Consider the following 26,516-nt stretch of genomic DNA (forward strand, 5'->3'; position numbering starts at 1 on the left):
GGTTATGGACCGGTGATGGCTGGCAGGTCGGACGGCAGTCGCTGCGCGTCATACTCCTGCGGAGCCGCCCCGTCGGGCAGGTAGGGCGGCTCGTGGTAGGTGTGTGTCCGGCGGAAGGTCAGCGGGACCGGCGGGTGCCAGTGCCGCCAACTACCAGGATCGGCCGGTACCGGTGCACTCGGCGGGCCGAGGCCGTTGCCATTCTCCGCGGCCACCGCGTACTCGTCGCCGGGGGCCGCCGCACGGTCGATGTAGGAGAACGCGAGACCGGCGAAGATCTCGCGGTACCCGGCCTCGCCGCGGCGGCGGCGCAGCACCCGATACCCGCTCGCGCCGAGCACCTCGCCCCAGCTCAGCTCGACCCCACCCGGGACGGGCCGCGGAGCCAGCCCGTGCGGCGGGGCGGGCGGGGCGTCGGTGACGTACAACGGGTAGTCGGCGCCGGGCGGGGCCTGGTGCCGGGAGTTCGCGGCGACGACCCGCACGTGCAGCTTGGTGCCGTCGGCCAGGCCGGTGAGCCGGCAGGGGCTGGTCCGGGCGGTCGCGGCGGTGCGCCACGTGTCGCCGCCGTCCTCGCTGAGCTGCACGAGGTACTCCTCGGCCGCCGGCACCGGCGTGAAGTGCACCTCGGCGGCGGCGCCGGCGCTCACGGTGCGGCGCACCCCGGCGGGTGCGGGGCGGGGCGCGTGCGTGGTCAGCTCCCACCGGTGCCGCCCCGCCGGCAGCGCCACGGTCACCTCCTCGGGGGCCTCGCGCAGTGGCCGTACGGGCGCGCCGTCGACGTGGAAGGCCGCGCCGCGCCGGCCGGCCGGCACGCGCAGGGTCAGCGTGGTGTCGCCCGGGGCGCGGTAGCTGCCGTGGCACTCGTGCGCGCCGGCCCGGTAGCACAGGCTGATGCCCAGGTCCGGGTCGTCGGTGGTGAGCAGCACATCGTCGGTGCCGATCGCGGTGCCGTGGAAGAGCACCAGCTGCCGCTCGCCGTCGCGCCGGACGCGGATCACCCCGGCCGTGCCCCGGAAGCGCAGCCCCGCGGCGTCGAGCGTGACGTCGAGGGCCTCCGGTTCGTGATGGGCGGCCCGCTCGTGGCGGAACACGTAGTCCACGCCGTCCGCGGTGGTGATCCGGGCACCCCAGGTCGTGCGGTGCTGCGGGTCGATCGTCAGGTCGTCGCGGTGGCTGACGATCGCCAGCGTGCTGCCGGTGGTGGCGTCGGGCGGGCTCTCCAGGCGTACCCCCTGGGAGACCGGGGTGCAGAACTCGCCGCCGCCCGCGCCGTCGGTGCGCACGCCGCGCACCACGTGGATGAAGGGCATCCGGTCGGTGAGGTGGTCGCTGCTGTTGGCGTCGCCGCCGGTGGGCCGGGTCAGCGTGACCCACGTCCAGACCATCCGCTGGGTGGCCGCCACCGCGTCGTAGACGACGAGGTAGTCGCGGCCGACGAGGATGACGCTGCGGCCGAGATAGTGGCCGTACACCGGGCTGTCCCGGGCGGGGGTGATCTCGGCGTACTGCGCGGTGTCCAGGTCGTAGTGCGGTCGGTCCAGCGTGTTGGGGCCGAGCGACCGCAACGCCCCGCCGCGCCAGATGCCGCAGGAGCTGACGAAGGTGGCGTCCGGCGCGCGCCGGTCCCCGGCGTCCTCCCGGCCGTGCCCGCTGTAGGCGCGTCCAGCGGCGTAGTAGTACAGGTGCCCGCTGCCGTTGTCGTTCGCGATGCCCCACCGGTAGTTGGGGCCGCGGTCGGTCTGCTGCAGGTGTACCGACACCTCGGTGGGCTCGCCGACGCCGGCGCGCAGCGTGATCCCGTACCCGGTGTACTTGCTACTGCCCAGGCGAGGGTTGGTGCCCCGGTCCCCGGGTGCGGGATGCAGCGTCCGCCACGGGTCGGCGGCGCCGCGCGGCTGGTCCAGCCGGTGTCCCGCGGCGTCGCAGCCCCACAGCAGGTGCTCGGCGACGAGCGGGCGGTAGCGGCGCAGCTGCTCGCCGAGCAGCCGCATCTCGATGGGTGGCCGGCGCGGCCAGCTCGCGTGCGCGCCCTGCGGCGGGTGCATGCGCAGCGCGCCGGGTGCGGTGGCCGACACGTCCGTGTCCGGCGCGGCGGCGGTCGTCACCGGGGCGGTCAGCGCGTCGACCAGCCATGCACCCAGGGCCGCGAACTGCGGTGTGCACAGCCGGTTGTGGCCGTCGGCGCGGATGCCCAGTGCGTTGCCGAGGGTGGCCGGGCGCAGGAACGCCCACACGTACGTGGCGAGGCTCTCCGTCCATCGGCCGGGCCTGGCCTGTCGGTCGGGCAGTGCCGGCCGGGTGTTGTACACCCCGGCCAGCCGCAGGAACGTCTCGAACTGGTCGAGCCAGTCGCCGGCCGCGGGATGCTCGGGGTAGAACCAGGCCAGGCAGGCCAGCGCCGCCTTCCCGTCGGACATGAAGTTGGGATGGCCGCCGAACATCCGCCGCATCGGCCCGATCTCCTCGCCGGCGCTGACGTACCCGGTCAGCAGCAGCAGCGCGTCGACCCGGGCGGCCTGCCGCGGGGTCAGCGCGCCGCGCAGTCGGTCGTAGGCGTCCAGCAGCCGGTCATAGAGCGGCCGCTGGCCGATGTTGAGGTAGCCGGCGACCTCGTTGACGCCGTGCGCGATCAGTCGCGGGCCGTCGGCGCCGGCGAAGAGTGCGGTGAACAGCTCCCGCCCGGTGCGGATCTCGCCGGTGGCGCACAGCGGGGCCGGGCGCCGCCCGCCGTAGGTGAGCTCCCAGTCCTTGACCCGGTCGAGGTCCAGGGTGCTGTGCCAGTGGTACAGCTGCCGAACGTGGGTGGACTGGTAGCAGGCGGCTCGCCGGGCCGCCTCGGGATCGATGTCGTACCGCGCCGAAAGCGCGTGCGCGTTCTCCTGCTGTGACCGCAGTACGTCCCGGTCGCGTTCGTGGTCGTAGAAGGCGATCCCGGTGCGCCGGGTGCCGGTGCGCAGCGGCCACCGCCAGTGCAGCACCCCGTCTCGGTAGCGGAAGCGGATCTGCAGGTCCCGGGCCGAGGCCCAGGAGGCGTAGCGGTGGTCGTCCCACCGGCCCGGGTCGCGGACGAACACCCCGGTGGTGTCGCCTGTGCGCACGTCCCAGAAGGTCGCATGTGGACGGATGTCCCAGGCGTACGCGGGCGCGTACGGTCCGACGGTGAAGGCCATTTCCTCCCGCGGATCCTCGGGCCGGCCCGGTCCGGAGAAGGCCGGGTCCTCGCCGCTGTCGGCGACCAGCAGCGGCTCGTCGATGCCCGGCCACCGGTAGGTCTCCGGCGAGCCGGGGTCGAGGTGGTCGGTGGCGTCCTGGGAGTACGGCCAGGTCGAGGAGAACCGGTGCGTGGGGGAGAAGCCGTCCCAGCGCAGCTCCCATTCGGGGACGGGTCCGTCGATGTCGCGCATCCGCTCGGTCAGCTCGACGAAGTCGTATCCCTGCACGCAGCGCACGGTCGCGGTGTACCGGCCGCCGCCGGCGAACAGGTACCCGATCTCGTACGCGACGACGAGCGGCCCGGCCTGGACCTCGCGCACGTCGATCCGCTCCACCTGGGCTCGCACCCCGGCCAGCGCGGATCGGCCCACCCAGCCGTGCCCGCGGTCCAGCGCGAGGATCGGGCCCGGCGTCGGCGGGGCCTCCTGCCCGGCGCCGGGCCGGTGGGATCGGGGCAGGCGCACCCGGATCGCTCCGGCGTCCACCACGATGCCGTCGTCGTCCTGTACGGCCGTCACCGGGTGGGCGACGCTTGCCAGTGGGATCGACTCGTCGGCACACAGCGTGAACTCGTGGGACTGGCCGGGCGCCAGGGCGGCGAAGAAGCCGACCACCGCGCTGTGCAGCCGTCCCTCGTCGTCGGTGCGCATCTCGGACAGCTGGAACGGCACCGGCGTGCCCACGGCGTCGACCAGACGCAGCCGCCGGGCCGGCAGCGCCGGCTCGGGCCAGCGCACCGGCCAGTGCAGCAGCGTCCGCGGCCACGCGAACTCGGGATGGTCGATCGGGTCGTGCAGCCGGAAGGTGACGCTCGCCCGGCCCGGCTCCCACCGGGTGTGCCGGCCGAGCCGGGCCGGGCGGCTCACTCCGTCCCGCCGGACGGTTCGCCGAGCGACGCCTGCCGTGGCGCGACGCCCTGGGTGCCCAGGCCCGCCCCGCCGGCGACCCCCTCGACGAGGTAGCGCTGCAGCAGGATGAACAGCGCCAGGATCGGCGCCGCCACGATGAAGGTGGCCGCGGCCACGACCGGCCAGTTCTGGGTGTGCTCGCCGAAGAACGAGTAGAGGCCGCGGGTGACCGGCCACAGCGCGTCGTCGGAGAGCATGACCAGCGGCAGGATCAGGCTGTTCCAGGAGGCGACGAATCCGAAGATGCCGAAGGTGGCCAGCGCCGGCTTCATCTGCGGGATGATGAAGGTGAGGATGAACCGGATGTACCCGCAGCCGTCCAGCACGGCCGCCTCGTCGATCTCGCGGGGGATTCCCTTGATGTACCCGACGAAGAAGAAGAACCCGGCGCCGGACAGGCTGGTCATCACGAGATAGCCGGGCATGCTGTTGTACAGGTGCAGCGTCCGGGCCTCGATGAACAGCGGGATCAGGCCGCCGGGCAGGAAGCCGGAGAAGATGAAGAACGTGTAGAGCGCGTTGGAGTGCTTGAAGTACCCGCGGGAGATGGGGAAGGCGAGGAAGACCCCGAGCACGAGGGTGATCGCCGTCGGGATCACCGAGTAGACCAGACTGTTGATCATCTGGCGGCCGAAGTCGCCCTGCTCCCAAGCGGCGGCGAAGTTCTGCAGCGTCCATTCCTGCGGCAGGCCGGTCGGGTGCTGCAGGAAGTCGGGGTAGGACCTGAACGCCTGCAGCAGCAGGTAGAACAGCGGCAACGCGAACAGCAGTACCGAGATGAGGAAGCACACCACGTTCGTGCGCGCGCCGCGAAGCAGCGCCCCGATGCCGCGCCGACGCCGAGGCGGCGTCGTGGCCTGGGTCCGGGTGCGGTCAGGGAGCACCGCCGAGGTCGTCACAGCGCCACCTCCCGCCGCCGCAGGGCCCACAGGATGCCGCCACCGACGACCAGGGTGAGGAAGAACTGCAGCATTGCCAGCATCGAGCCGAACCCGAGCTGGCCGTTGCCGCTGAGGAACGCCGAGTTGAACATGTAGATGCCCAGCGTCTGGGTGCCGAAGTTGCCCCCGGTGAGGACCAGGATCAGCGCGTACTCGCCGAGCGCGCCCACCACGGCCAGGAACATGTTCACCGTGAAGGCGGGCGCGAGCAGCGGGAAGGTCATGCTGCGGAACATGCGCCAGCGCCCCGCGCCGTCCATCGACGCCGCCTCGTACACCTCTGACGGGATGTTGCGCAGCCCGGCGATGTAGATGAGCATCGAGTACCCGGAGAACATCCAGACGTTGACCAGCATCACGAGGGGCAGCGCCAGCTGGTTGGAGCCGAGGAAGGTGCTGGTGACCCCGAAGACGCCCTGCAGGATCTTCTCGGTCGGGCCGGAGAACGGGTCGAAGATCAGCGAGAAGATCGCCCCTACGACCGCGACCGAGAAGATCTGCGGCATGAAGATGAGCGCCCGGTACATGGCGTAGGACCGGCCCCGCCGGTTGAGCAGCAGGGCCAGCCCGATGCCGATCGCGTTCTGCACGATCGCCACGCCGACCACGTAGATGAGCGTGACGCGTACCGCGCCCCACACCTCCGACGAGAGCGCGGTGAACGCGTTGGAGTAGTTGCACAGGCCGCAGAAGTTGAGCGGCGTACCCGGCAGGCCGGAGTATTGCGTGAACGAGTACCCGATGGTCGCCAGCGACGGGTACAGCCCAAACACCAGCCACCCGAGTCCCGGTATCGCAATGCTCGCCCATGGAATGAACCGTCGGGTCCGTGGGGTGCCGAACAAACAGCGTGACACGCCGCCCTCCCTTCTACCGTGACGTAAGGACTAACCGAGGGCCTTCTGGTAGGCGCTGGCGGAGCGGGCGAGGATGGTGTCCACGCTGTCGTTGCCGATCGGCGCCATCTTGTACAGGTCGGGACCGCTCGCGTCGGTCGACGCACCGGCCGGCACCCACGGGGCGGTCAGCGCCACGAACGAGTCGGTCATGTGCGCGTTGAGCCAGTCCATCCAGGGCAGCCCGGTGTCCTGCAGCGCCGGCTGGGTGGACATCGAGCCGGTCGCCTCCAGCCACTTCTTGTAGTTGTCCGGCTGGGAGAAGAACTCCAGCCACTGCAGCGCCAGGTCCTTGTGCGGAGCGCTGTTCGGTACCACCCAGGTCAGGTCCGGCTTGATGGCCACCCGGTTGGCGGCCGGGTCGTTGGTGCCGGGCAGCATGAAGAAGCCCAGGTTCAGCTTCGGGTTGGCCTGCTGGATCGTCGCGCCGTCCCACGAGCCGTCCAACAGGAACGGGAAGTTGTCCGGCTGGCTGGCCCACGCGCCCGGAGCGGTCTGCTGCGAGACGCCCGCCGCACCCGGCTCGAGGTACGGCATCGCCTGCTGGTACCGCTCGGAGATGCTCTTGTAGACCGGGTCGGCCCAGGACTGCGTCTTCTGCCAGAACGCGGTGGCCCGGTCGGTGGACACCTTCACCGAGTCTGCGGCGGGGTGACCCGCCATCAGCGTCTGGTTCATGATGCCGTGCCAGACGCCGGCGTGCAGGCCTTCCTTCCCCGCGGCGAAGATCGGGGTGATCCCCTTGGCCTTCAGGGCCGCGCAGTCGTCGAGGAACTCCTGGTACGTCTTCGGTACCTCCATGTTGTACTTGGCGAGCAGGTCCTTCTTGTACCAGACGGATCCGGCGGAAACGTACTCCGCGGCCATCACGCCGTAGATCCCGCCGTTGTAGCCGACGGCGGCCTGCTGATTGGTGAGGTCGTAGCTCTTCATGAACGGCTGGTCCTTGAGGTCGACCAGCTGGCCCGAGGAGACCAGTGCCGCGGCTCCGCCCGGCTTCAGGTTGGTGTAGGACGGCGCGAAGGCCTGCTGGGTGGGTGCGAACTGGGCCAGCACGTCCACCGACTTGGACTGCAGCATGCTGCTGGTCAGCTGCTGCCACGCCCCGTTGGCGGTCGGCGCCTGCTGCAGCTTGACCGTGACATTGGGGTGCGCCTTCTCGAACGCGGCGTTGAGCTGCTTGGTGAACTCGATCGCCCCCGGGTTGGTCCACTGGCCGATGGTCAGGGTGACCTTCTCACCGGAACCGGAGTCCGAGCTGCTGGAGCAGGCGGTCAGGCCGGTGACGAGGCAGGCGCCGGCCGCGACGGCGGCGATCAGCGGCACCGATGCGGTGCGCCGGCGTACCGCATCGGGCCGCGCGCTGGTTGGGGTATCCACGGTGTTGCTCCTTCTGGGTTTCGGGGTGTCGGTACGGGTCACGGACGTTGCAGGGCACCGTCGGCCCGGCGGGGCGGTGTCCAGGCGTGGCCGAGGCGCTGGGGTGGGAACCGCATCGCCAGGTTCTCGTCGAAGTCGATGCCGAGGCCGGGCTGGTCGCTCGGCCACAGGTGGCCGTCGCGGATCTCGGGGCAGCCCGGGAAGACCTCGCGCAGTTGGGGTGCGAACAGATGCTGCTCCTGGATGCCGAAGTTGGGGCTCGCGAGGTCGAGGGCGAGGTTCGCCGCGTGCCCGATCGGGGAGACGTCGCCCGGACCGTGCCAGGCGGTGCGGATGCCGTACAGCTCGCACGCGTTGGCCAGCCGCCAGGCGGGCGTGATGCCGCCGATCGCCGAGACGTGCACGCGGATGAAGTCGCACAGCCCGTCGGCGAGCAGCGGACGGTACTCGGCAGGGTTGGTGAACAGCTCGCCGATGGCGATCGGCGTGGCGCACTGGCCGCGCAGCCGGCGCAGCCAGTCGATGTCCTCCGGGGCCACCGGGTCCTCGAGGTAGAACAGGTGGTACGGCTCGAGGTCCTTGGCCAGCCCGACGGCGTCGGTCGGGTGGACCCGCTCGTGCACGTCGTGGATAAGCTCGATCTCCTCGCCCAGCTCGGTGCGCAGATGCGTCAGGAGCGAGACGACGGCGCGCCGGTACGCGGACGGATCCCACGCGTTCGCGGTCAGCGGTGGGCGGGCACCGGCCGGCGCCGCGGCACTGGGCGCCCCGTACGTGCCGGCTCCCGGCACGGCCACCTGGCATCGCACATACCGGTAGCCCTCGGCCATCATCTGCCTGACGTCATCGGCGACCTCGTGCGCATCCCGGCCGGAGGCATGGCCGTACAGCGGCACGGCGGTGCGGCAGCGCCCGCCGAGCAGCTGCCACACCGGCAGCCCGGCCTGCTTGCCCTTGATGTCCCACAGCGCCATGTCCACTCCGGACAGTGCGTTGTTGAGCACGGGGCCGGACCGCCAGTAGCCGCTCACGTGCAGCGTGCCGGCAATGTCGGTGATGTCGGCCGGGTCACGGCCGATGAGCTGGGGCGCCAGGTACTCGTTGACCGCGATGGCCACCGCCGCGGCGCGCTGGGTGAACGTCGCGCAGCCCAGGCCGTACAGGCCAGGTTCGCTGGTGTCCACGCGGACCACCACGAGCGTGGTGCCGGCCGGGGCGGTCAGCATCGCCCGTACTCCGGTGATGCGGATGGCCGGCGAGTCCGCCCACGGGGGCGCGGAGGGGCTACCGTCGACGCTGGTCACGGCTGTGTTTCCTTCTCTGCTCGGGCTCTGGTCGGGCCAAGGTTGACGATTGGGGGCCCGGCCGCGGGTCGCTCACCCCGCGGCCGGGGGGATCGGGTGGCGCCGCTTCAGCGGCCGAGGCCCCAGCGCGTGTCGACGCGGCCGCCGCTGAACTGTGCGCCGGTGCCCCAGAACGCGGCGAAGTTGTAGCAGGACGACTGGGGCGCCTCGAACTGCGCGGTGGAGTAGGTCATGCCGTGCCCGCCGGTTCCCGCGTCGGCGACGGCGAACGCGAAGGCCATCGTCGCGTTGCCGCCGGACGCGCCCGGCAGGGTCGCCTTGAGCTCGGGCAGCTGGCTCCAGGCGATGGCCACCTCGTAGACGGTTACCTTGGCGACGGCGTCGCGGGTGATAAGGATTCGGCCCTCGCGCCCGCCGGTTGCCGTGGCGTCCATCGGGCCCAGCGGGGTCGGCAGGGCGGCGTTGGTGGGGTAGTAGGTCTGGTAGTTGGTGCCGGGCGCGCACTGACGGTGCAGCTGGGCGAAGGCGTTCGCGCTGGCGTGGTCGGGGGTGGCGCTGGCCAGCGTGGCCACGTAGAGGTGGGAGAGCGAGACCAGGCACTTCTCGTAGTGCCGGTCGCCGGCCAGCAGGTCGTCCGGCTTGTTGCCGGTGTCGAAGCCGAGCTGGATGCTGTCGGCCTGGAACGGGAACAGGTACGGGTTGGCGGCGAATGCCACGTTGAACGACGCAACGGCGTCCTGGATCTCGGCGCGGAAGTACAGGAAGTCGTCGTCCCAGGCGCCGCGCATCGCGTACTTCTTGGTGTCGCCGGTCGCGCTCACGCTGGTCAGCGTCACCGGGATGACGTCGCTCCACTGGTCCGCGCCGCCGCCCACGGTCATCGACCGGAAGGGCAGGTAGGCGACCCGCACGGTCTGCGACCCGCTCGGCGTGACGTCGTTGCGTCCGGGCAGCTTGATCGTCCAGTCGACGCGGTACTCGTTGCCCGGGCTCAGCTGGTAGCCGGTGATCGGGAAGCTGACCACGCGCTGCTCGCCCGGCGCCAGCTCGTGCAGCGGGACGTTGGTGCGCTCCAGCGTCCATCCCGGCGGTGCGGCGACCCGCAGGATCGCCTCGACCACACCGGGGGACACGTTCTCCACCCGCACCTGCAGCTCGCTACCCGCGTCCAGCGGCTTGACCAGCGCCAGCGGCGTGACCAGCAGCGGCGTGTCGTACTCGAAGGAGGCCCTGGTGGTCAGTACCTCGCGCAGTTCCCCGGCGCTGCGGTCGGTGTCGAAGTAGAGCACCTCCCACGGGTTCAGTGGCAGCTTCACCAGGTTCGCCGACCCGTCGGCCAGTTGCCGGCCGAGGTAGTCGTAGACCCGCACGCCGTGGGCGTCGCGCAGTTTCAGGGTGCCGTGGTGCCCGGCGGCGGACGACTCGTCGCTGCCCTTGTAGATCTGGTCGGCGTAGATCGCCGCCCGGCCCTTGCCGTCCTCGGTGCGGAACAGGAAGCCCCAGGTGGACTTGGCGTCGGGGTACAGCTCGGTCTGCAGGGTCGCGTCCTCCAGGATGCTGGTCATCGTGGTGTACGCGACCACCGCCGGAAGCGGCGTCTTCGTGCTGCTGTCATAGATGTTGAATTCCTGGCCCGAGTAGGGCTTGTCGTAGCACAGCGAGAACCAGAAGATCCGGATCGGCGAGTCCTCCTCCGCCCCGGCGAGCATGTGCAGCAGGTAGGTCGGGGCCAGAGTGCGGGCCACGCCGTAGATGGCCTGCTCGACCGGCAGGCTCGGGAACGAGTTGACCACCGAGGTGCCGCACTCGGTCTGCCACTGCCCGCCCCGCCCGCCGGACCGGGACCAGCGCCTGTCCATCTTGACCTGCGTCTTGGCCATCGCGTACTGGGTGGCGTCGGGGTATCCGTAGGCGTGGTTCACCGAGCCGTCGATGTATCCGGTGTCGGTGGAGCCCTTGGCGTACACCGCGTCGCGGTTGTAGCTGACCGAGCCGCCGCCGATCAGGTTGACGTCGGGGAAGTCGGGCTTGACCCGGTTCCAGATCAGCTTGCTCATGTCGCGGTAGTCCTGCGAGTCCCCGGTGGACCAGTACCGGCCGTGCACCCACGGCTCGTTCCACAGCTCCCAGTCCTTCACCAGGTCCTGCAGCGGGGCGATGGCGTGGTACACCATGTCCGCGTGCGCCACCATGTCCTTGGGCCGGTTGCGGTACGTCGGCAGCGGCTGGCCGTTCGCGGCGGGCTGCACGTTCCAGGACATGTTGTAGTTGATGCCGCCCATTGGGGAGATGCCGTAGCTCAGCCACTCCGCCACCTCGGCCCGGGCCTTGTCGACGTCGGCCGGCCCCCAGAACGTGTTCGGCGCCGGGCTGACCGTGTCCGGCTGCACCGAGGCGAGGCCCCGGGTCCACTTGACCCCCATCAGCTGCGCGATCCGCTTGGTGACGGCCGGGTTGCCTTCCGAGCGGATGCCCAGGCCGAACGCCGAACCGGGGCGCACCCCGGACACGGTCGGGCGCAGCACGCCCAGCCCCAGCGTCTTCGCGAGCAACTGGGCGCCGGTCGCGTCGGTGACGGTGACCGATACCCGGTAGTAGTCGGGGTCCAGCGCGCCGAGCGCGATGGTGGTGGTCTGCGCCGTGCCCGCCGGGGCGGTGAAGCTTACGGTTCCGGTGCGGACGGTCTGCGTGCTGCGGGCGTTGACCGCCCAGGCCACCGCGCCGCTGAGCGCGTCCGGGGCGGTGACCGTGACGAGCAGGCCGGGGGTGGCCCGGCCGGAGCCGTCGATGGGGAACAGCGCGGTCGGGTCGTCGAAGCGGAGGTCGATCGACGGCGCGGTGGCCGCCTGCGCGGCCTGGTCCGTGCTCAGGACGCCGGTCAGCGCGGCGCCGACCGTGCCGGCGGCACCGTATGCGAGGGCGCGGCGCCGGGTGATGCCCCGGGCCTCGGTGCCCGGGCCGGTCGTGCTGGGGTCTGGGGTGTCGGACATGAACAAACCTCCGAGGGGTGTGTCGCGAGGACCGTCGGTGCGGAGTTGCCATGCGGCGGATTGGTCAGGCGGGGTTGGTCAGGCAGGGGAGAGCCGGCACAGCCCGGCCGGCGGTACCGGCAGGCGGTGCAGGCCAGAACGGAGCTCCCGAACATGGGTGCCGGCCGGCCTGCCGCAGGCGTCGGTGACCGTCAGGCGGACCCGGGCGCTGTCGGTGAGGTCGAGCACGAGGTGCTCGGCGGTGGTCGAGTTGATCAGGGCGACGTCGGTGAACCGTCTCGGCTCGAGCGGCACCACCCGGTGCTCGCCGAAGACCGTGATGACGGCCCGGTCGCCGTTCCAGGCGGTGACGGTGGCGTCGCGCTCGTCCGGCCGGCCGGCGTGGCGCTCGCCGTCGATCAGCACGTCGCGGTACTGCCGCCAGAGTCCCAGCCACCAGGCCGTCATCGCGCGGTGCTCGGCGGACAGCTCCACGAGCCGCATCGAGACCTGCGGTACCGCGTAGAGGGCCGACTGCAGCTGCCGGGCGGCGGCCTCGACACCGGCGCACGGGTCCCACATGAGCATGTCGCAGTGCACCGTCGCGCCGGGGGCGAGCCGGGCGATGTCCAGCGTGCGCACCCGGTTGGCGGTCGCGTCCCCCGGGCAGTCGCTGGCCCGCAGCAGGTTGCCGAAGCGGCGCATGGCCGGCCCGGCGTAGGGCTGGCGCAGCTCGATGAGCGGTTCCTCGCCGCGCAGCGCGCGCAGGCGGGTGCGCAGCTCGTCGAGCAGCGCGCGCATCGCCTGGCTCACGTCGGCGGCACCGTCACCGCCGCTCGCCGCGTAGACCATGGCCGTCTCGAGGAAGTCGAGCTTCAGGCCGTCGAGCCCGTAGCGCTCCACGAGCTCGGCGCAGCGCTGCACGACGAAGGCCCGCACCTTGTCCTGCCGGGGATCCAGCACCTGGCACGCCAGGCGGGGCACCCGGTGCGGGGCGAGGCCGTCGAGCGCGCCGTGGGCGGGGCTGCGCTCGCCGAGCAGCAGCGGAGCGATCCAGGCGACGTAGGAAAGCCCCATCTGCTGCACCCGGCTCACGTGCGCCGCGAAGTCCGGGAACTTCGCCGGATCGGGCGTCCAGTCGCCGCAGCCGGAGTACTTGCGGCTGTCGGCGTGCGCCTGCCAGCCGTCGTCGAGCAGGAGCAGCCCGCATCCCAGTTCGGCCGCGATCGCGGCTTCGGCCTCCACGGCGGCGGCGCTGACGTCGCGGTGCATCGAATACCAGGTCGAGTACGCCGGGGTGCGGCCGGCGTCGGGTGTGCGCAGGGCGTCGCCGGTGCCCGGCATCCACCGGGCCAGGTCGCGCAGGGCGTCGTCAACGGGGCGCCCCGGCCCTTCGATGCGCAGCCGGCACTCCTCGCCGGCCCGCATCGGCATCGCGAGCCACACGCCGAAACGGGCCGTGTCCTCCGAGACGCCGAACCGGATCAGCGTCGTCGCGTCGCCGCGGTCGCTGGCGAAGGCGAGCAGTGAACGGCCCGCGCCGTCGTACAGGCAGCCCGCGACGGCCGAGTTGATGAGCCCGACCCGCCGCCAGTCGCCCTCCCAGTCCGCCGGCAGCGGGCGCTCCCAGCCGGCCGCGGGGTGCCAGTAACCGACCCCGTCGCCGAGCGGGACGTCGAGTCGTACCAACGTTGTCCCGGATTCGGTGCCGATGATCCGCACCACGGTGGCCTCGGCCTGCGGAGCCGCCTGCAGCTGCGCGCCGTCGGTCAACGCTGTTACCGCAATGTTGTGCGTACAAAGAACATTTCCATCGGCCCAGAGGCGCGAGTTGTCCATAAGGTCCATCAAAGGTGCCCTTCCGGCCCTAGCGGGGGCTTAGCGCGGGGGAACCGTAACTCGCGTGAGACAACGTTGTCTAGCCGTCGGCGCTAACAGACTCCGATGCCGACGCGACTTCGAGGCGGCTGCGCACGGCGCGGCGGACCGGCCGCGGAAGGCGACAATGGTGCCGGGAGGCGTGGATTTCCCGTGGTGACGGTGTGTCCGTGGGTACCGTGCGCCGGCCGGTGCGGCGCGGCCGGGAGCCCATGGACCCGGGTGCTCCGACCGGCCCGGCCGAAGCGGGGAGTGACCGACGCGGGCGAACGTTGTCTCGCGTGGTTGCCGAGGGACGCGACGCGGCCGGGCGCCGGTCAGCCCGTGCTGCGCTCCACCAGCGTGGTCGGGATGACGATCGTCCGGGGCCGGGAGCGATCCCCGGCGATCCGCTCGAACAGCAGCTCCGCGGCGACGCGGCCCATCTCGCGGGCGTCGGTGGAGACGACCGTCAGCGGATGCGGCACCAGCGCGGCGGCCTCGAAGTCGTCGAAGCCCACGATGGCCACGTCGCTTCGCCGCCGGCCCAGCACGCTGAGCGCGCCGAGGGTGAGCCGGTTGGTGAGCGCGAACAGGGCGGTAGGCGGCTCCGGCGACTCCAGCATCCGCTCCACCGCCGCTTGCGTGTCCGGGACCGAGTGCAGCCCGTCCACGATCAGGTCCGCCCGGTACGGCACCCCCGCGCGCTCCATCGCCGCTTCGGCGGCCGCCAGCCGCTCGCGCATCGTGTAGATCGTGAGCCGGTCCGCCAGCACCCCGATGCGTTCGTGGCCCCGGGCCACCAGATACTCGATGGCGCTGCGGGCGCCCTGTTCATTGTCGATGAGCACGGTGTCGGCCCGCATGCTGGTGGGCGGGCGGTCGAGGAAGACCACCGGCGTGCCCACCTCCATCTCGGCGCGCAAATGGCTCTGGTCGCCCCCGGCCGGCACCACGAGCAGCCCGGCGACCCGCCGCTCGCACATCTCCAGCACCAGGCCGCGTTCCCGGTCGCTGTCCTCCGCCGAGGTGGCCGTGATGAGCATGGCGTCGTGATCGAGCGCGCCTTGCGCGGCCCCGGCCGCCAGGCTGGAGTAGAAGGGGTTGGCCAGATCCTCGTCGATGACCAGCCCGATGGTGCCCGACGTGCTGCGCGAGCGGAGGCTGCGCGCCATGTCGTTGCGCCGGAACCCCAACTCCGAGACCGCGGCCAGCACCCGCTCGGCCAGCGCGGGGTCGACCGTCGGCACGTGGTTGACCACCCGCGACACGGTCTTGAGGCTGACCCCGGCCAGCCGGGCGACGTCGGCCATGGTGGGGCGGTAGGGGCCCGTACCGGTCATGGGCGGTGTGCTCATCGGACTCGTGGCTCCTGAGGCCTGCGCGGACGAGGATCTCACGGTACCGACGTTATCCCGCACCACCAATCCGGCCGGCCGGCGCAGACGAAATCCGCGGCGACCGGTCTTGGCGGGCTCGACCAAATGTCAACGAGCTCCAACCGGAACCGACGGCAGCCCGCAGCCGGCGGCCACCCGTGACGCAGGCCGAGATTCCCTGGTGACGGGTGTGTTGCCGATCAGCCCTCGACAGCAGACATACGAAGCCCGGGGCCACCTCCGCGGCATTGAGACGACTCTGGACACCATAATCCAACGAAATTCAACCAGAAGCAACGCTACGGCTCCATCCGCAGGGAGAAGGACAGCGTGAAGGGCCGGGCCGCCAGCACGTCGCCCGGCGCCGGGCCGGGGCCGCAGGCCGCGCTGCCCAGGCCCTGCTGGGCGACGTCCAGGTTGACGACGACCCGCTCGCCCGCCACGAGGTCGGTGGTGTGCCGGGCCCGGTCCAGCTGCTCGCTGCTCCACCGGCGCGCGCTGAACTCCACCGTCGGATGACCGGTGATGCGCAGGCCCGAGCCGTCCGGCGCGCGCAGCCGGGCCCAGCGCACCGCGGTCCGGTTGCCGTTCTCCTGCGGGTACACGTAGGGCGTCTGCAGCTCGTCGACGCTCGCGGCGAACCGGTCGATGCGAACGGCCGCGCGCGAGTCGGCGTACGCCTCGCCCGGACCGCCGCCGAACCACTCGACCTCGCCCAGCCGGCCGGGCACCGAAAGGCGCATCCCCGCCCGCGGCAGCGGCACGCTCCACTCGCCCAGCGGGACGACCGTTGCGGTCAGCCCCAGCGAGTCGGCGTCGGCGGACCAGCGGCAGGTGACCAGCAGGGCCAGGTCGCCGCCGGCCGGGGCGACCCGGGTCACACTGACGAGCTCGTCCCCGTCGATGGCCAGCTCCCGCAACCGGTGGGTCATCCGGTCCAGCCCGAGCGCCCGCCAGCGCCGCTCCAGCGGGTCGGGGCCGAGCCGGTCGTTGTCGATCGGCGCCCGCCACACGTCCAGCCGTGGGCCGGCCACCTCCAGTTCGCCGAGCCGGACCAGCCGGCCGTACCGCGGCTCGAACACCGCCGGACCCAGGCGCAGCAGCCCGTCCGCCTCGCGGCGCACCCGCGCGCCGGCGGGCCGGGGCGCCGGCGGTGCCGGCCGCACCTGGGTCTGGGCCAGTCCCAGGACGCTGCCGGCCGGCAGCCCCGGCCCGTCCGCCACCGTGGTCGCGGTGACGGTGAACCAGGTCTCCGCCGGCGGCTCGGGCAGCGGCGGCAACGGCACGGTCGTGGCCGCCCCGGCCGCGAGCTCCGGCACCGCCAGGACCCCGTGCGCGACCGGCTCGCCCTCGGCCGCGCACTGCCAGTCGAAGCGCACCCCGGCCAGGTCGCGCAGCGCGTACCGGTTGCTCACACGCAGCCGGCCGTCGCCGGTGAACTCCAGCCGTACCGGGGCGTAGACCGCGGCCAGCTCCGCCAGCGCCGGCGACGGCGTGCGGTCGGGGAAGACCAGGCCGTCGATGACGAAGTTGCCGTCGTGCAGCGACTCGCCGAAGTCGCCACCGTAGGCGAAGTATTCGCGCCCGTCGGCCGTGCGCCGCCGGATGCCGTGGTCGATCCACTCCCAGACGAAGCCGCCCTGGCAGCGCGGGTAGGTGTCGAACAGCCGCTCATACTCGGCCAGCCGGCCCGGCCCGTTGCCCATCGCGTGCGCGTACTCGCACAGGATGAACGGCAGCGCCCGGCGGGCCTGGTCGGGGTTCTCGCCGCGCCCGATCGCCTCGACCTCCTCCGGCGAGGCGTACATCCGGCTGTACACGTCCACGTAGCGGCAGTCGCCGTCGCCCTCGTAGTGGATCGGGCGGCCCGGGTCGCGCGAGCGCGCCCAGTCGGCCATGGCGGCAAGGTTGGCCCCCGTGCCGGCCTCGTTGCCCAGCGACCACAGAATGACGCACGGGTGGTTCTTGTCGCGCTCCACCATCCGCCGCATCCGGTCCAGGCAAGCGTCGCGCCAGCGCGGGTCGTCCGCCGGGTTACCGCGCCAGCCGACCTCCGAGAAGCCGTGGGTCTCCAGGTCGCACTCGTCGATCAGCCAGAACCCCAGCTCGTCCGCGAGCTCGAGGACCTGCGGGTGCGGCGGGTAGTGGCTGGTACGGATCGCGTTGACGTGGTGGCGTTTCATCAGCTCCAGTTCGGCGCGCACCACCTCGGCCGGCACGACCCGGCCCAAGTCCGGGTGGAACTCGTGCCGGTTCACGCCGCGCAGCTGGATGCGCCGGCCGTTGACGGTGAGGAGGCCGTCGACGATGGCCACGGTGCGGAAGCCGACCCGCAGCCGGGCGGTCTCCGTCGCCGTGCTCACCGCGAGGTCGTAGAGGGCGGGGCTCTCCGCGCTCCACGGTCGCACGCCCGGGATCGCGTGTGGGCTGTCCGCGGGCGCGTCGCGCAGGCCGAGCTCGGGCGCGGTGAGCCGGGCGCCGGGCGGGGCCTGTACCCGCAGGGTCCCGGTGCCGGTGCGGTGGTCGAAGCCGGCGTGAACGAACACGTCGGCGATGCCGCCGGCGGGGCGCAGCTGGAGGGTGACCGGCCGGAAGATCCCCGGCAGCCACCACATGTCCTGGTCCTCCAGGTAGCTGCCGGCCGACCACTGGTGCACGCGCACCGCGAGCACGTTGTGCTCGCCGGGGCGCAGCGCCGCGGTCGCGTCGAACTCCACCGGCAGCCGGCTGCCCTGGGTAACGCCAAGCTCGACGCCGTTGAGCCAGACCCGGCCGCACGAGTCGACCCCGTCGAAGCGCAACACTGCCCGTTGGCCCGCCCACTGCGCCGGCACCCCGAATGTGACGCGGTGGTCCCCGATCGGGTTCTCCGCCGGCAAGTACGGCGGGTCGACGGGGAACGGGTAGCGAATGTTGGTGTACGCGGGAGCGCCGTGGCCGTGCATCGGCCAGCTCGACGGCACCGGCAGTTGCGCCCAGTGCGCGTCGTCGAAGTCCGGTGCCCAGAAGCCGTCCGGTGCTCGCGTGGGGTCGGGCGAGAGCAGGAAGCGCCAGGTTCCGGTCAGCTCGAGGGTCGGCGCGTCGGTGCGGACCGCGGCGCGCGGGGGCAGGGCGCCCACGCAACGGCCGAAGTCGGTGAGGTAGGCGGGGGTGCCGGCCATCAGAGTAGTCATGCTCGAAGGTCCTTGTCGACTGGGCGGACGAGGCGTACTACGGTGATCACCGTAGTGGGAAAGCGCTTGCCCCGCCGAATCGCGGCGACTGGAGGATCGAGGACGTGATGGCTCGTCTGCCCGGATCGAGGCCGGGACTCCGCCGGCGGGCGCCGCGGTGAGCCCGCCGCGGGTCGCGCTGGTGGGCACCGGCGGTTACGGGGCGGTGCACTTCGACAACATCGAGCGTCTCGCCGGCGCGGGGCGGGTGCGCTTCGCCGGGTGCACCGATCTGCGCCCGCCCGGGCCCGACCAGCTCCAGCGGGTCGCCGGGTTGGGCGGCACCTTCTTCGAGGACTACGAGACCTTGCTCGAGGTGGGTCCCGACATCGTCGTGGTCGCCACGCCGCCGCACCGGCATCGGGAGATGGTCTGCGCCGCGCTCGCCGCCGGCGCACACGTGCTGGTGGAGAAGCCGCCGGCGGTCCAGCTCGCCGATCTGGACGCCATGACCGCCGCCGCGACGGCGGCCGGCCGGCTCTGCCAGGTGGGCTTCCAGAGCCTCGGCTCGGGGGCGCTGACCCGGCTGCGGGAGCTGATGGGCGGCGGCGAGCTCGGAGAGGTCACCCACATCGGCGCGACCGGCTGCTGGACCCGGGCCGACGCCTACTACGCGCGGGCCCCCTGGGCCGGGCGCCGGCGGCTCGACGGCGCCGCGGTCAACGACGGCGCCCTGTCCAACCCGTTCGCGCACGCCGTGATGAACTGCCTGAGGCTGGCCGGCGTCGGCGCGGCCGATCGGCCGCGGGCCGAGGCCGAGCTGTACCGGACCCGGCAGATCGAGGTCGAGGACACCGGCTGCCTGCGCCTGGCCGCCCCGGGCCGGCCCCTGATCACGATCGCGGTCACCCTCTGCGCCGAGCGCCCGGTTCCGCCGTACGTGCAGGTGAGAAGTGACCGGGGGAGCGCGCGGTGGTGGTACGAGACCGACGTGCTGGAGATCGCGCCGGCCGACCGGCCCGCGGTCACCGAGCGGCACACCCGCGTGGACCTGCTCGAGGACCTGCTCCGGGCGATACGTGACTCGGGCGCCGGACTGGCCTGCCCGATCGAGGACACCCGGCCGTTCGTCGGCGTCGTCGAGTGGCTGGCCGGCCAGCCGGTCCGGCCCGTACCGCCCGGGGCCTGCCGCCGCCACGACGACGAACTCGGGCCGCGGAACAGCATCGCCGGGGTCGAGTGGGACATCGAGCGCGCCGTCGCCCAGTCGCAGCGGTTCTCCGAGCTTCGGCCGCGGCCCGGCTGGCTGTAGCGCGATACGCCTGTCTTCCGCCAGCCGCTGCCGGTGGGCGGCCGACGCGCAGCTGACCCCGCGGTATTGCGCGCGGCGGGCCGATGGCGCAGTGTTAGCAACCGGACGGTACGGGAGGCCATGTGGAACCGGTGAGCCCCGCGACGTTGGCCGAGATGGCGAGGATGGTCGGCGCGCCGGTCGCGACGACCTCGCGTGACTTCACCGGCGGACCGGGCCGTCCCGCACCGGAGCTGCTGCGAGGACTCTCCTACCTGCCCAACGTCGCGTCGCAGGCGGCAGGGCGTAGCCACGCCAACGTCGTCGGCCTGATCGTCCACGACATCAACGACCCGTACTTCTCCTCGATCGCCGCCGGGGTCACTGGGGTGGCCGATGAGCAGGACATGATCGTCACGCTCGCCGACACCCGGCGTCGGCCGGAGCGGGAGGCGAAGTACCTGGCGTCGCTGCGGCAGCTGCGCTGCCGAGCGGTCATCCTCGCCGGCAGCCGCAGCACCGACCAGGCGTCGGAGGCGCGGTTGCGGCGGGAGATCGCCTCGTTCACCGGCGGTGGTGGCCGGGTGGCGATGATCAGCCAGGAGCTGCCGGGGGTCGACACGGTGCTGGTGGAGAACAGCGCGGGCGCCCGCGACCTCGCCCGCGACCTGTTCGATCTCGGGCACCGGTCGTTCGTGGTCCTCGCCGGCCCGGCGACGCTGCGGACCTCCCGCGATCGGGTCTCCGGGTTTCGTCAGGGGCTGGCCGACCGGGGACTGCGGCTGGACCCCGGGCACGTGATGCACGCCGAGTTCACGCGCGAGGGCGGGTTCGCCGCCGCGATGCGCTGGCGCACCTCCGGCATCGAGGCGAGCTGCTTGTTCGCGGCGAACGACGTGATGGCGGTGGGCGCCATGGCCGCCCTCCGGCAGCTCGGCCTGTCGGTGCCGGAGGAAATCTCGATCGCCGGGTTCGACGACATCCTCCCGCTCCGCGACATCTCGCCGGCGGTGACGACCGTACACATCCCGCTGGAGACCCTGGGGATGGAGGCGATGGGGCTGGTGCTCGCCCCTGACGGAGCCCTCACGCCGCGGGTCAGGCGCATCCCGTGCACCGTCCGGCTCCGGGAGAGTACCCGATACGTCCCCTGAGGTTCGGCTTCCGACGGAGGCCGCGGTCTGGGGATCATCGAACGCTGTAGTCGGTCTGGACCATGATGCCGGCGTACGTCGGGTCGGTGATCGTGGCGTTGTTGACCCGGATGCCCTGGAACGGCTGGGTCGCGGAGAAGACCCAGCACGACGGAGGCGTGGCCATTGCTTCGTCGGCCGGACGGGGGGCCACGGTCTGAGGCGTAGCCGGCGGCCGATCGATCGGCACCTTGCCACGTGGCTTACCACGTGGCAAATCTCTGCCACGTGGCAAATCGGCCCTACGCACGGCAGAGGAGCACGCCCCAATGAGGCCACACCCTATTACACCTACGACGACGTGCCCGGCGACACCTCCCTGGCCAGCTTCAGCGTGAGCCACGACGACGCGACGATCGTGCCGATGGTGCAGGCCGCCCTCGCGGTCAACCCGGCGATCCGCGTCAATCTCACCTCGTGGAGCGCGCCGGCCCGAGGACGTCCGGGCCAACTATCGAAGCATCCAGATCAGCTAGGTGTACTCGTCCGGGGCGCCCGGTGTTCGCCGGGCGCCCTGGACGCCGGTCAGACCCGGGTGCTTTCCCGGACGACGAGGGAGTAGCCGGTCACGGTGTCGTGGTCGGCCTCCGTGCTGCCGCCGACCCGGTCGAGCAGCAGCGCCACCGCGGTCTCGGCGATCTGCGCCTTGTCGGGCGAGATCGTGCTCAGCGACGGGATGCTGTACGCGGCCTCGTCGATGTCGTCGAAGCCGACCACGGCGACGTCGTGCGGGATGCGGTACCCGGTGTCGTGCAGGGTGCGGATGACGCCCTGGGCCAGGAGGTCGTTCGCGCAGAAGATCCCGTCGGGGCGCTCCTCCGGCGGTAGCGTCAGCATTCGCCGTACCGCCTCGGCCCCATCCCTGCGGTGGTACCCGTCGACGCTGAACACCAGCTCGGGCCGCACCGGCAACCCGGCCTCCGCGAGGGCAGTGCGGTAGCCCATCAACCGCAGGTCGGCCATGTTGGTGTCGCCGCGCCGGCTCGCGCCGAGGAACGCGACCCGGCGGCGGGGCAGCGCGAGCAGGTGCGCGGTCGCGTCGCGGGCCGCGGCGACGTTGTCGATGCCGACGTGGTCGATGCCGTGCTGCTGCGGGCCGACGGAGACCTGCTCGCCGAGGAGGACGACGGGGAAGCCGCCGCCGCGGTTGTGGATGTCCTCGGCGCGGCTGGCGATCGGGCTGCAGATGAGCCCGTCGATGAGGCGCTGGTGGCCGAAGCCGTTGAGCGACTCGTGCTCGCGCTGCAGCTCGCCGAAGGTCTGGATGATCAGCACGGTGAGGCCGCGCCGCTCGGTGGCCTGCACGACGAGGCGGGTCAGCTCGGCGAAGTACGACACGTCGAGCTCCGGCACGGCCAGCCCGATCATGCCCGAGCGCCCGGAGCGCAGGTTCTGCGCGGCCCGGTTGGGCTGGTAGCCGAGCTCCTCGATGGCGGCCAGCACGCGACGGCGGATGCCCTCGCTGACGTGCGGGTAGTCGCTGATCACGTTGGAGACCGTCTTGCGGGCCACCCCGGCGCGGCGGGCGACGTCCTCCTGCGTCACGGCCAACGCGGACCGCCTTTCCTCTGCGAGCGGCACCCGGGCCGCCGCGAAGTGTCCTGAGCGCGCTGTCCCCGGTGCCGAAGCTGTGTGTGTGCGGCGGCCGCACCTTCGGGGCCTGCCGGGTGTCACTGTACAGGTTCTCTGCCACGTGGTAAAACAGTCTTTGCCACGTGGTAAACCGGCCGGGATGCGGCCGCGAACCGCGTTTGACGTGCTACAACGCGAATGACGAGGAGGGCTTTGATGCCCCGCACCGCGATGGCGCCGGTGTTCACCGGCGCGGGGAAGATCGAACTGCGTGAGCGCACCTACCGCGACCCCGGGCCGGGTGAGCTGCTGCTGCGGGTCGGCGCGAACGCGATCTGCGGCACCGACCGCGAGCAGTACTTCCAGGGCTCGCAAGTCGTTCCGGGCCACGAGGCGGCCGGCACCGTCGTCGCCGCCGGCGAGGGCACCGGTACCGCTGAGGGCACCCGTGGCGCGGTCTTCCTCATGGACTACTGCGGCACCTGCCGCAGCTGCGCGCTCGGCCACACCAACCAGTGCTTCGCCAAGCGCAACGACATGGGCTTCACCGCCGACGGCGGCTACGGCCCCTACGAGATCGTGCACGAGAGCAACTTCTTCCCGGTCCCGGCCGAGGTCTCGGCGGCCGACGCGACCCTCCTGCTCGACGTGATGGGCACCAGCAGCCACGCGCTGGACCGGCTGGACCGCATGCGCGCCGACGTCGAGTCGCTCTTCGTCGCCGGCGCCGGCCCGATCGGCCTCGGCCTGGTCGCCATGGCCCGCATCCGCTACGGCGCCGACGTGCCGATCTACGTCAGCGACCTCTCGCCCTGGCGGCTCGACTTCGCCGAGCGCCTCGGCGCCACCCCGGTCCGCGGCGCCATGCCCGGCGCCGTCGACGCCGCCGTCGACTCCACCGGCAAGACCACCGCCCGCCGGCAGGCCCTCGACGCGCTGGGCAAGCGCGGCGTCCTGGTCTGCGTCGGGCACGGCGAGGGGCTCACCCTCGACGTCTCGGCCGACCTCATCGCCCCGGAGCGCACCGTCATGGGCAGCGAGTACTTCGCCTACGCCGAGATGCCGGCCAACCTCGACGTGCTGCTGGCCCACCGCGCCGCGCTCTCGGCCATCATCACCCACCGGCTCCCGGCCGCCGAGCTGGCGAGCGCGTTCGAGCTGTTCCTCGGCGGCGAGACCGGCAAGGTCGTCGTCGTGCAGGACGAGTCATGAGCGGCCCGGAGCGCAGCGGAGGGGCCGCGAACAAGAGGCGCAGGTCTGGCTCATGCCGGCGCCGGAGCGAAACGGAGGCGGCGGCATGAGCACCCCGCTGCGGGTCGCCGTCGTCGGCGCCGGCGGCTGGGGCGAACAGCATGCCCGCATCTTCGCCCGCCGGCCCGACACCGACCTCGTCGCGATTGCCGGGCGCACCCCGGAGCGCACCGCCGCCCGCGCCGCCGCCTACGGCGCCCGCCCCTACACCAGCCTGGCCGAGATGGTCGCGGCCGAGCGCCCCGACCTCATCACGGTCAGCCTGCCCAACGAGGGCCACTTCGAACCCACCCGGGAGCTCATCGGCCTCGGCGTGCCGCTGCTGGTCGAGAAGCCGCTCGTGTTCGACCTCGCCGAGGCCGACACCCTGCTGGCCGAGGCGGCCGAGCGCGACCTGTTCTTCGCCATCAACTTCAACCACCGCTACGCCGAGCCGGTGCTGCGCGCCCGCCGCGCCATCGCTGACGGGTTCCTCGGCGACCTGGTCTTCGCGACCTGGCGCTTCGGCGGCGAGCCCAACTTCGGCACCTCCCCGCATGCCAACCTGATCGAGACCCAGTGCCACGGACTCGACCTGCTGGAGCACCTCTGCGGCCCGATCGCCTCGGTGACGGCCGAGATGACCGACCTGACCCGCCCCGGCACCTACACCACCCTCGCCGTCGCGCTGCGCTTCGCCTCCGGCGCCGTCGGCACCCTGCTCGGCACCTACGACTCGTCCTACGCCTACCCGGGCACCCAGCTCGTCGAGCTCAACGGCACCCGAGGCCGGGCCGTCATCGAGGACACCGTCGCCCGGCTCACCCTGCAGGCCACCGGCGACGAGACCCGCTCGGTCTGGCAGGCGGGCTACTTCAACGACGAGGCCCGCGAGTTCCACCGCACCTTCGACCGCCACGTCGAGGCGGTGCTCAGCGCGCTGCGGGCCGGGTCGCCGCCGCCGATCCACGCCCGGGCCGGCCGCCGCGCCCTGCACCTGGCCATGGCGATCGTCGAGGCGTACGAGAGCGGCCGCCGGGTCGACATCCCCGCCGAACCGGGCTCCGAGCCGGCGTCATGACCGTCACCGACCCCCGCACCGGCGCCGCCGAGCTGAGCCTCGACGGCACCTGGGGCTTCCACCCCGGCGACACCCCGGACGGACAGCCACCATCCACTGTGGACGACAGCATTGCCGTGCCCGGGCTCTGGCAGGCCCACGGGCACCTGACCCTCGACGGTGTGGCGTGGTACACCCGCGATGTCGACCTCGGCGAGGACCTCTCCGGCGCCTGGACGCTCCACTTCGCCGCGGTGATGGACGAGGCCGCGGTGCACGTCAACGGCGCTCTCGCCGGCACACACACCGGCGGCTACACCCCGTTCCGGCTCGACGTCACCGACCTGCTGCGCCCGGGCCGCAACACCATCGCGGTGCGCGTGCACGACGTGCCGGCCGGCGACCCGCGGCACCTGCGCGCCCCCCACGGCAAGCAGGGCTGGAAGAACGACCTGTTCCCGAGCCCGCCCAGCCTCTACATGAGCTACGGCGGCATCTGGCAGCCGGTCACCCTCCTCCGGCACGGCCCGGTGAGCCTGCTCGACCCGTTCGTCAACGCCGACCCGGACCGCCCCCGGGCCACCGTCCGGGTGCGCAACCACGGCCTGCGGACCACCGCGACCGTCGCCTGCACCATCGCCGGGGCCACCGAGACCGCCGACGTCGACCTCGACGCCGGCGAGGAGCGCGAGGTCGCCTTCACCCCGGCGCTGTCCGGGCTGGCCCGCTGGACGCCCCGGACACCGGCGCTGCACACGGCCGTGTTCGCCACCGGCGGGCACACGAGCGAGGTCCGCTTCGGCGTGCGCACGGTCGCGGCCGAGCACGGCCGCGTGTGGCTCAACGGTGAGCCGTTGCGCGTGCAGGCCGCCCTCGTGCAGGGCTTCCGCGCCGACACCCTCTACGCCGAGGGTGACCGGGCCGCGATCGAACGGGAGGTGCGGGCCGCCCGCGCCGCCGGGCTCAACATGCTGCGGCTGCACATCAAGGCGTTCGACCCCGTGTACCTCGACGTGTGCGACGAACTCGGCATGCTCGTGCACTGCGACCTGCCGGTGGCCGAGCCGATCGCCGTCGACGAGCTCGACGACACCGGCCCCCTTGCCGAGGCCTGCGCCGCCGTCGCCGCCGAGCAGGTCCGCCGCGACCGCAACCACCCCAGCGTCGTGCTCTGGTCGGCGATGAACGAGATCGGCGCCGAGAACACCGACCGCGATGTGCGGGCGACCGGCGGCTACGAGCGCTTCGCCCGGATGCTGCACCGGATCGTCACCGAGCTCGACGGCACCCGGCCCGTCATCGAGAACGACTACATCGAGCCCTCGCCGCGGTACGTCTACGCGAGCCCGATTCTGACGGCCCACTGGTACGGCCGGCTCAGCCGCGCCTACCTCGCCGAACTCGCCCGCCGCTGCGCCGGGGCGTACCCGGGCCACGTCCTGCTCGTCAGCGAGTTCGGCGACTGGGGGCTGCCCGCGCTCACCCCACGCCCGGCCGAGCCGCCGTTCTGGTGGCCGCACCACCTGGAGCGCGACCTCGCCGGGCTGCCCTGGCCGGCCGGTGCCGACGCGTTCGTGGAAGGCACCCAGCGCTACCAGGGGCTCGCGGACCGGCTGCAGATCGAGCTGTTCCGGCGCACGCCGGGGATCGCCGGGTGGTGCCTGACCGAGCTGACCGACGTGCCGCACGAGTACAACGGCCTGTGGGACCTGCGCCGCGAGCCGAAGCCGGCCGCGGTCGAGCAGGTCGCCGCGGCCTGCCGGGCGACCTTGCCGACGGCCGTGCCCGCCGGCGTGGCCTGGCACGGGTTCACCGGCGGCACCCTGCGACTGTCCACTGTGGTCGCCAACGACGCGCCGGCGGCCACCGGGCGGCTGCGGGTCACCGTGTCGCCCGGCGGCGCCGAGACCGTCGTCGACGGCCTCGCCCTGCCTGCGCACGGCCCGGGCGACCCGGTGACCGTCGAGCTGCCGCTGCCGCAGGAGGAGGGCCGGTACACCGTCGGCCTCACCTGGATCGGCGGTGGTGAGCCGGTCGAGGCCGAGTACCCGCTGCACGTCTTCGCCCCGCCCGCGCCGGGCCGCGCGGGGGAGGTGCTCGGCTCGCCGCGCGACGCCGACGCGGTCGCCCGGGCCGGCGGGGCGGGCGGCGTGCTCGTCGTCGGCGCC

At 72.5% G+C, this 26,516-nt stretch carries 17 protein-coding genes; 5 read left to right on the forward strand and 12 right to left on the reverse strand.

Annotated elements, in window-relative coordinates; genetic code table 11:
• Nucleotides 1-2 precede the first annotated feature (2 nt).
• The 9 genes from ABD352_RS15700 to ABD352_RS15740 all read right to left on the reverse strand — a co-directional run bounded on the left by ABD352_RS15700 (nt 3) and on the right by ABD352_RS15740 (nt 18,023).
• Nucleotides 3-4,082, reverse strand: coding sequence for a fibronectin type III domain-containing protein (locus ABD352_RS15700; protein ID WP_344613089.1), 4,080 nt, complete (start codon nt 4,080-4,082; stop codon nt 3-5).
• A complete protein-coding gene (locus ABD352_RS15705; RefSeq protein ID WP_344613090.1) occupies nt 4,079-5,023 on the reverse strand; it encodes a carbohydrate ABC transporter permease in 945 nt (314 codons plus the stop codon). Before ABD352_RS15705 ends, ABD352_RS15700 begins: the two co-directional genes overlap by 4 nt.
• Nucleotides 5,020-5,838, reverse strand: a complete 819-nt coding sequence (locus ABD352_RS15710; RefSeq protein WP_344613091.1) for a carbohydrate ABC transporter permease — start codon at nt 5,836-5,838, stop codon at nt 5,020-5,022. Before ABD352_RS15710 ends, ABD352_RS15705 begins: the two co-directional genes overlap by 4 nt.
• Nucleotides 5,839-5,952: 114 nt before the next feature.
• Nucleotides 5,953-7,341 (reverse strand): ABC transporter substrate-binding protein, encoded by a 1,389-nt coding sequence (locus ABD352_RS15715; RefSeq protein WP_344613092.1) that lies wholly within the window; start codon nt 7,339-7,341, stop codon nt 5,953-5,955.
• A 38-nt stretch (nt 7,342-7,379) separates the two neighbouring features.
• A complete protein-coding gene (locus tag ABD352_RS15720; protein ID WP_344613093.1) occupies nt 7,380-8,645 on the reverse strand; it encodes an enolase C-terminal domain-like protein in 1,266 nt (421 codons plus the stop codon).
• A 107-nt stretch (nt 8,646-8,752) separates the two neighbouring features.
• Nucleotides 8,753-11,635: a DOMON domain-containing protein gene (locus tag ABD352_RS15725; protein ID WP_344613094.1), complete on the reverse strand. Its 2,883-nt coding sequence runs from the start codon at nt 11,633-11,635 to the stop codon at nt 8,753-8,755.
• 78 nt (nt 11,636-11,713) lie between these two features.
• Entirely contained in the window at nt 11,714-13,387 is a 1,674-nt protein-coding gene (locus ABD352_RS15730) for an alpha-galactosidase (protein ID WP_344613095.1), read from the reverse strand.
• Between the two features lie 422 nt (nt 13,388-13,809).
• On the reverse strand, nt 13,810-14,829 hold the full coding sequence (locus ABD352_RS15735) for a LacI family DNA-binding transcriptional regulator (RefSeq protein WP_344613096.1): 1,020 nt from the start codon (nt 14,827-14,829) through the stop codon (nt 13,810-13,812).
• Nucleotides 14,830-15,149: 320 nt separating this feature from the next.
• The gene (locus ABD352_RS15740) at nt 15,150-18,023 is read right to left on the reverse strand and encodes a glycoside hydrolase family 2 TIM barrel-domain containing protein (RefSeq protein WP_344613097.1); all 2,874 of its coding nucleotides are present in this window, start codon (nt 18,021-18,023) and stop codon (nt 15,150-15,152) included.
• A 157-nt stretch (nt 18,024-18,180) separates the two neighbouring features.
• Here ABD352_RS15740 and ABD352_RS15745 point away from each other — a divergent pair, with 157 nt between their 5' ends.
• Both ABD352_RS15745 and ABD352_RS15750 read left to right on the forward strand, forming a co-directional pair.
• Nucleotides 18,181-19,314, forward strand: a complete 1,134-nt coding sequence (locus ABD352_RS15745) for a Gfo/Idh/MocA family protein (protein ID WP_344613098.1) — start codon at nt 18,181-18,183, stop codon at nt 19,312-19,314.
• Nucleotides 19,315-19,469: 155 nt separating this feature from the next.
• Nucleotides 19,470-20,447 (forward strand): LacI family DNA-binding transcriptional regulator, encoded by a 978-nt coding sequence (locus tag ABD352_RS15750; protein ID WP_344613099.1) that lies wholly within the window; start codon nt 19,470-19,472, stop codon nt 20,445-20,447.
• A 34-nt stretch (nt 20,448-20,481) separates the two neighbouring features.
• On the opposite strand, the gene ABD352_RS15755 is transcribed toward ABD352_RS15750, so the two are convergent.
• The 3 genes from ABD352_RS15755 to ABD352_RS15765 form a co-directional block, all read right to left on the reverse strand.
• Nucleotides 20,482-20,640, reverse strand: coding sequence for a hypothetical protein (locus ABD352_RS15755; RefSeq protein ID WP_344613100.1), 159 nt, complete (start codon nt 20,638-20,640; stop codon nt 20,482-20,484).
• 137 nt (nt 20,641-20,777) lie between these two features.
• Nucleotides 20,778-20,900, reverse strand: a complete 123-nt coding sequence (locus ABD352_RS15760; protein ID WP_344613101.1) for a hypothetical protein — start codon at nt 20,898-20,900, stop codon at nt 20,778-20,780.
• A gap of 111 nt (nt 20,901-21,011) precedes the next feature.
• Nucleotides 21,012-22,031 (reverse strand): LacI family DNA-binding transcriptional regulator, encoded by a 1,020-nt coding sequence (locus ABD352_RS15765; protein ID WP_344613111.1) that lies wholly within the window; start codon nt 22,029-22,031, stop codon nt 21,012-21,014.
• 243 nt (nt 22,032-22,274) lie between these two features.
• On the opposite strand from ABD352_RS15765, the gene ABD352_RS15770 reads away from it, so the two are divergent.
• The 3 genes from ABD352_RS15770 to ABD352_RS15780 all read left to right on the forward strand — a co-directional run.
• Nucleotides 22,275-23,270 (forward strand): alcohol dehydrogenase catalytic domain-containing protein, encoded by a 996-nt coding sequence (locus tag ABD352_RS15770; RefSeq protein ID WP_344613102.1) that lies wholly within the window; start codon nt 22,275-22,277, stop codon nt 23,268-23,270.
• Between the two features lie 85 nt (nt 23,271-23,355).
• Complete coding sequence (locus ABD352_RS15775; RefSeq protein WP_344613103.1) at nt 23,356-24,369, forward strand: Gfo/Idh/MocA family protein; 1,014 nt, start codon at nt 23,356-23,358, stop codon at nt 24,367-24,369.
• Nucleotides 24,366-26,516 (forward strand): glycoside hydrolase family 2 protein (locus tag ABD352_RS15780; RefSeq protein ID WP_344613104.1); only part of this gene is annotated, 2,151 nt, incomplete at its 3' end. The genes ABD352_RS15775 and ABD352_RS15780, both read left to right, overlap by 4 nt.

The organism is Dactylosporangium salmoneum (assembly GCF_039532525.1).
Taxonomy (GTDB): domain Bacteria; phylum Actinomycetota; class Actinomycetes; order Mycobacteriales; family Micromonosporaceae; genus Dactylosporangium; species Dactylosporangium salmoneum.